This is a genomic window from Leptolyngbya sp. FACHB-36 (assembly GCF_014695955.1).
Taxonomy (GTDB): domain Bacteria; phylum Cyanobacteriota; class Cyanobacteriia; order Leptolyngbyales; family Leptolyngbyaceae; genus FACHB-36.
Genome location: NZ_JACJPG010000275.1, coordinates 1 through 6,318 on the forward strand (window position 1 = coordinate 1; position 6,318 = coordinate 6,318).

At 52.2% G+C, this 6,318-nt stretch carries 4 protein-coding genes and 2 pseudogenes; 5 read left to right on the plus strand and 1 reads right to left on the minus strand.

Annotated features, from left to right (window positions below):
- Positions 1-266: pseudogene (locus H6F43_RS07225) on the minus strand (hypothetical protein); the annotation flags it as partial.
- Between the two features lie 232 nt (positions 267-498).
- On the opposite strand from H6F43_RS07225, the gene H6F43_RS07230 reads away from it, so the two are divergent.
- The 5 genes and pseudogenes from H6F43_RS07230 to H6F43_RS07245 form a co-directional block, all read left to right on the plus strand.
- Positions 499-1,050 carry a helix-turn-helix transcriptional regulator gene (locus H6F43_RS07230; RefSeq protein WP_190342102.1) on the plus strand — a complete coding sequence of 184 codons (552 nt, stop codon included), beginning with the start codon at positions 499-501 and terminating at the stop codon, positions 1,048-1,050.
- 317 nt (positions 1,051-1,367) lie between these two features.
- Entirely contained in the window at positions 1,368-2,159 is a 792-nt protein-coding gene (locus H6F43_RS07235) for a hypothetical protein (RefSeq protein ID WP_190342104.1), read from the plus strand.
- 163 nt (positions 2,160-2,322) lie between these two features.
- A pseudogene (locus tag H6F43_RS22185) lies at positions 2,323-2,487 on the plus strand (IS1 family transposase); the annotation flags it as partial.
- An 837-nt stretch (positions 2,488-3,324) separates the two neighbouring features.
- Positions 3,325-5,016 (plus strand): response regulator, encoded by a 1,692-nt coding sequence (locus tag H6F43_RS07240; protein WP_190342106.1) that lies wholly within the window; start codon positions 3,325-3,327, stop codon positions 5,014-5,016.
- A gap of 40 nt (positions 5,017-5,056) precedes the next feature.
- Positions 5,057-6,318, plus strand: a 1,262-nt coding sequence (locus tag H6F43_RS07245) for a PAS domain S-box protein (protein ID WP_190342108.1), incomplete at its 3' end; no start/stop codon positions are given.

A 6,318-nucleotide genomic window follows, 5' to 3' on the forward strand; every position in this document is an offset into this window, starting at 1 on the left:
GCGATCCCCAAATTATGACGCGCCCAGCGCTCTAAGACCGATCGCACATTTTGCTTGGTCACCCGTTCACCAAACACATCAGAAAGGCTATTCCACAGTTGAGCACCCACCGCGCGAATGTATTCAGTCGCAAAGTTAAGCTCCTGAGCAATCTCTTGATAGGTTAGCCCTGCCCAAGACTGGCGAAACACCGATTCCTGTGTGTCGTTCAACTGAATATCCTGAAACACGGTATCCAGAATATTGAGCGCTTCTTCAATGGTCATTGCCGCAAGACACCCTGAAACACGAGCGCGATCGCTGAGCGAATTATCGCTACCCTACTACGGTTCCTTACACGGATGAATTACTTTTTCTTACTGCTTCACGGGAACCCGTTGTTTAGGTTGGATGCAGCGAAACTCTAAAGACGCATTGCTCGTCAATTGATTTGTTTTTCGATGGTGTGAGGAGGGTTCGCTCAAACAGTCAAACGTTCATTTAAGCCCCCTAATGAACATGAATACTAACTCCGGTCATCTACTTCAGGCAGTTTTAGAAGGATTCGTGGATGGAATTTTGGTGCTCACCGATCGCTACGACGTGATTTACGCCAACGCGATGGCAGAAAGCATTTGTGCCGAGCTGCGAGACTCGTCTCAGACGATTCCGCCTGACCTTCAGCGCGTGTGCGACGCCTTAATTGACAGTCAAGATCTCTATTCCCAGCCCATCACGATCGAGTCCGAAGTCACTACGCAGCGCACAACGCTAACCATCCGAGCGCAGTGGCTCCAGCTAGACCTTGCCTCGCGTCCCTGCTTATTGCTGCGACTGCAAGACGAACAGCGGGTGTTGCACGGCTTGGCGATCGCCGAGGCTCAACAGTGGCACTTAACTGCTCGTGAATCCGAAGTCTGGCTGCTGCGGCGCTCCGGTTACAGCCGCAAACAGATTGCTGCTGACTTATATATTGCGCTTGACACCGTAAAAAAACACTTGAAAAATATCCAGAGCAAGCGACAAGCTGCATTGGATGACGTAGATTGGCAAGCCAATCAGGCGTGCTGAGGTCGTACAGTCTGTTGTTAGGTTATTTTGAACAGCCTCGGATCGACGGATCAATGGCTATCTATGGGTAGAGGCGATCGTTCTTTAACATACGTTAAGTTCGGCGGGTGTTTGCCTGCTTGACAACCTGGCGGGGGACATTTTTGCTCCTTGCCAAGTTTGCGCAGTCTGGTGTTAACAGTAAAAAGTAGTGTTCGGCACTCTTTCCCGCCGCACAACTCCTCGAAAATCGAGTCTGGTTTGGTTCAATCAGACACTTAAGCGCCAGTTGCGCATTCGTTAACGTAGTAGCGCTGAAAACGCAGAGGTGATGAGACATGCAACGAATTCTAATCGTGGTCCTACTCATAGTTGGCGGAGCAAGTGCAGGTCTGTTTTACGCTTGGCGACAAGCGACCCAGCTTCCAAGCTGGTATGCCGAGCAGTCCACCACGCAGCCGATCGCAGCAGAGCCATCGCCTTTAAACAATGCACCAAACGATACACCAAATGATGTAGCGATTGCCCCGTCGCCGTCGAATCGTTCACAAACTCCCGCGTCTCCACAAGCTGTGCAATCCCCGCAGCAGCAGCTAGAAGCGCGGGTTGCTGAAGGGCTACAGAAGACGTCCGATCGTAAGAATGTCACGGTGCAGCTTGGTCAGCGCGACCTCAATCACTTGCTGGGCGCGGAAATTGCTCGCAAGGCAAAAGACAGTGGGTTTGGGAGCGCGGTGAAAGGGGTTAATACAACGATTCAGAATGGCAAGATTGAGAGCGGCGCGGTGGTTAACTTAGCCGAAATTCCACTAGAGCAATTGCCAAGCTCTGAGCGTGACACACTGTCCAAACTGGTGCAATCGTTTCCGAATCTTGGAAATCAACAGTTCTACATTGGCGTTGAAGGCAAGCCGATCGTCAAGAATGGACAGGTGCAATGGGACGACAACACTCGCGTTAAGCTAGGAAACCTCAGCTTAACCACCGCAGAAATCGCTGAGCGGTTCGGCGTGCCCGAAGCAGAAGTCCGGCGACAAATCGAGATGCGGCTGCGCTTGGGTGAACTGAAAGTTAATGATATTGAAGTAGTCGGTGATCAAGCGATCATTCAGGGAGCCGCTGATCGGTAAGGACACGTAGCCAAACAGCCCCAGAAAATCAATTTTCTGGGGCTGTTTGGGTCTAAAAGATTCCGCTTCCTATGCCACTCGTTTAGGGGCCGTCGCAGGATTCGTAGACTTGGGCGACAGAACGGCAACTCGTTTAACTCGTTCCAGTCCCCGAGTGGCGGCATTACAACGAGTGCTAGACGTACAACGATCGGTGCATAACTGGGTACGATCCCATCATGGATTGAAAAAAGATACGACTCCAGCAATGGCAATGGGACACTGTGATCGCCCGATCTCAATGCTTGAATTGCTGACACAACGAGGCTTTACCTCCATCATCTGTTAGGAGACCAATGCCTTGTCGCTGTTGTAGAGGCTTAGCAAACCGATCGTGTACAATTTTCCCCGGCGTAAGCAGGGTTACGCTGGGAACAGAATCAACAGGTAAAAATTAGACTAAACATGACTAATGGCTAGTAGCAAACCGCCAATAGCTATTAGCTATCTTGTGCAACACACGCCTCGCCTTGACGTTCTAGCGTATGACGAATTAGGCTCGCTAAGCCACGCTCACGGCTGCCCAAAACGGTGTGCAGACTGTTATTGATTGAAGAAAGCTGAGCAGAACTAGGAGAAGGCTTCATCATGGCACTGAACCGTACGATTTGTGACGTAAGGTTTATCTGTGTTAACTAAGATTGCCCTGATTTAAGTTGATCGCAAACAGGCTTTTGATAAAGATTTGAGAGGCAAACAGCCATGAATCTTAGCCCTTATGAGCAGTGTTTTTACGGATTTCGCTTTGTTATTTCCTGATGGAAAATTACGCTTATAAATACCGCTAGCCACTACCGATATAAATCGACTAGCTCATACGGTGCCGAACCCAGGCTGGCTTCACAGCTTGGGTTCGGCATTTTCCAATACTCAGTTGCATTGCATTAGCTAGATTCAGCGCAATTTTGTTACCAGTAACTCATAAAGCCATAATTCGCTTGAGCAGAAAAATTAATCAAAACAAAGTTTTTCGGTGATGCTACTTAAGCCATTCATACGGGAATCATAACTTAAGCAAGGAGCAGCGGTAATATGACGTTTTGCAATGATTTACCGTCTTCTTAGTTGTAATCGAGGCTGCATCGTACATCGGGATCAAGGAACTAGCATTGTGGAAATGTTGCTGGTGAATACAGATAAAGAAACACCTCCCACTGCTTTTAAACCCACAATCACGACTGAACAAGCCGTCAGAGAAGGGCTATCGAGAATATGGGAACGGTACAAGGACCAGTTTATCGATCGCATTGCTACGCTGGAACAGGCAAGTTTGGCGCTGCTAAATGGACAGCTCAACGAGAACCTGCGCGATCGGGCACAGCAGGAAGCCCACAAGCTCGTTGGGTCGTTGGGCAGCTTTGGATGTCCGCATGGCTCAGATCTAGCGCGGCAGATCGAGCAGTTGTTTAGAACGAGCGCCAATCTACACGCGGACGCATTTTACCTATCGGAACTGGTGCGAGAACTACGGCAGTCATTGACGGCCTGTCCCACAAATACCGAATTAACAAAATCGGACGCCGTGCTGCCAACACCCATCTCGCGGCTCCTGATTGTGGATGACGATCGAGAACTGACGCAGCAGCTTGCCGAAGAAGCCAAGGCGTGGGGAATTCGGGTTGATATTGCGCCATCGGTGGCAGAGGCGCGATCGGTGCTTGCCCAGACGCGCCCAGATGTCGTGCTGCTAGATTTGGAGTTTCCAGGGTCGATCGAGGGCGGTTTGGAGCTACTGACCACCCTGGCTGCGTACAAGCCTGCGATCCCCGTTCTAGTGCTAACGGCGCAGGAGAGCTTTGTTGATCGCGTCAAGGTCGCACGCTTAGGCGGACGTGGGTTTCTGCAAAAGCCAATGGAGCCACCACACGTTTTGGAGGCGATCGCCCAAGTGCTGCAACACTGCAACACGGTCGAAGCGAAAGTCCTGATTGTCGATGACGACCCGCAACTCTTGGCGCTGCTGCGATCGCTGCTGGAGCCGTGGGGTTTGAAGCTGACCCTGCTGGACAATTCGGAGCAGTTTTGGGATGTGCTGGAGCAGACCGCACCCGATCTGCTGATTCTAGATGTTGAAATGCCTAACCTGAGCGGCATTGACCTGTGTCAGGTCGTCCGCAACGATCCGCGCTGGAATGAAGTACCGATCTTGTTTCTGTCTGCGCACACGGATGCTGAAACGGTACAGCAAGTGTTTCGCGTTGGAGCTGATGACTACGTACACAAGCCGATCGTGCCGCCAGAACTGGTTGCTCGCGTGCTCAACCGCCTGGAGCGATCGCACATTCTGCGACAGTTGGCAGAAACCGATCCGCTAACGGGGTTGTCAAATCGGCGCAAGTCCACGCAAGAACTCACCCGTCTGCTGCGGTTGGCAGAGCGACAGCAGCAATCCCTGTGCTTAATGGTGCTCGATCTGGACAACTTCAAGCAGGTAAACGACCAGCACGGGCACGAGGTTGGCGATCGCGTCTTGATGCAGTTGAGTGAGTTTCTGCGGCGGACCTGTCGCAGCGAAGATGTAGTGGCTCGCTGGGGCGGCGAGGAGTTTGTAATCGGAATGTATGGGGCAAGTCGTGATCACGGGGTCATGCGGCTAACCACGATTCTAGAGGTCTTTCGCAATCAGGAATTTCAGGGAGCAAACGAACGATCGTTTCGGGCAACGTTTAGTGCAGGAGTCGCTGCGTATCCGCAGAACGGGGCAGATTTGCAATCGCTCTACCGCGCTGCTGACGCGGCTTTGTATCAAGCAAAGCAGGCAGGACGCGATCGCATCCTGCCTGCGGCTTCTGTACAACTGCCGCGAGAGCATCACTAACTGATGCGATTCAATGATTTTTAGATTAATCTTCAATGTCATGCTGAATCGACCCACGACTCGCAAGTTATTCGACAAGGGAATGGCTTCCCAGGAGCGATCGCGCCGGACGCCCCAGCTTAGCCCCGCCCAAGACCCACGCCCTGATGAAGCGCAGTTGCGTCTGGCGCTAGATGCTGCTCGTCTGTGCACCTGGGACTGGAATTTGCAAACTAAAGAGATTACCTGGTCAAGTGGGCACGAACGATTGTTTGGTGCATCCGTTGGAACCATTGGTCGCGCTTATGCGGCGTTTGAGGCGCATGTGCATCCAGACGATCGTGCTGGAATTCAGGCCGCTATTAGCCGCGTGCAGCAGAATTATCAGCACGAATTTCGCGTTGTCTGGTCAGATGGCAGCGTTCACTGGCTGGAGGGCAGAGGCAGGCTTTTCTATGACGATCGGGGCATCGCCATCCGACTGTTGGGCGTTGTGATGGATATCGGCGATGGCAAACAAACTCAGGACGCTGCGAAGCAAACCAACGATGTGTTGGAACTCCGCACCGTTACCAAACAGCTAGAAGCAGAACGGCGCGTTACCGAAGCTGCCTTGCGAGAAAGTGAGGAGCGGTTTCGGGCGGCAGCCGAGGGCAGCCTAGATGCGTTTTACCTGCTGCAAAGTCTACGCGACACTCGCGGGCGCATCTACGATTTTATTGTGGTGGATTTGAACACCCACGGAGCCGAACTGATCTCAACAAGCCGAGCTGCTGCGATCGGTCAGCGGCTTCACGAACTGTTTCCAGTCGATCGGATTGGTACCTTGTTCAGACGGTTCGTGCGGGTGGTTGAGACGCGACAGGTCTTAGAAGAAGAAGTTCAGCTCGCGCTGACGGGAGTGAATGCCTCTTGGGTCCGCTATCAGCTTGTGCCGTTGGCAGATGGGGTTGCGGTTTCGTCACGAGACATCAGCGATCGCAAACGGGCAGAAATTGCGCTGCAAGAATCGAATCGCCGCTGGCGATCGCTGTTGGAGAATGTCCGACTGGTAGTGGTTGGGCTAGATACGTCAGGCACGATCGAATACGCAAATCCGTTCTTTCTGCAGCTAGTCGGCTATTGCTATGAAGACATCCTTGGCGCAGATTGGTTTGAGATCTTTACGCCTGCTGCTCAGCGTCAACAGGTTCACACGATGTTTCAGGAACTTACCACGCGGGAACTCCACTTGTATTACCAGACCGCCATCGTCACAAGATCGGGCGAGGAGCGCACCATCGCCTGGAATAATACGCTGCTGCGCGATGAGTACGGCGCTGT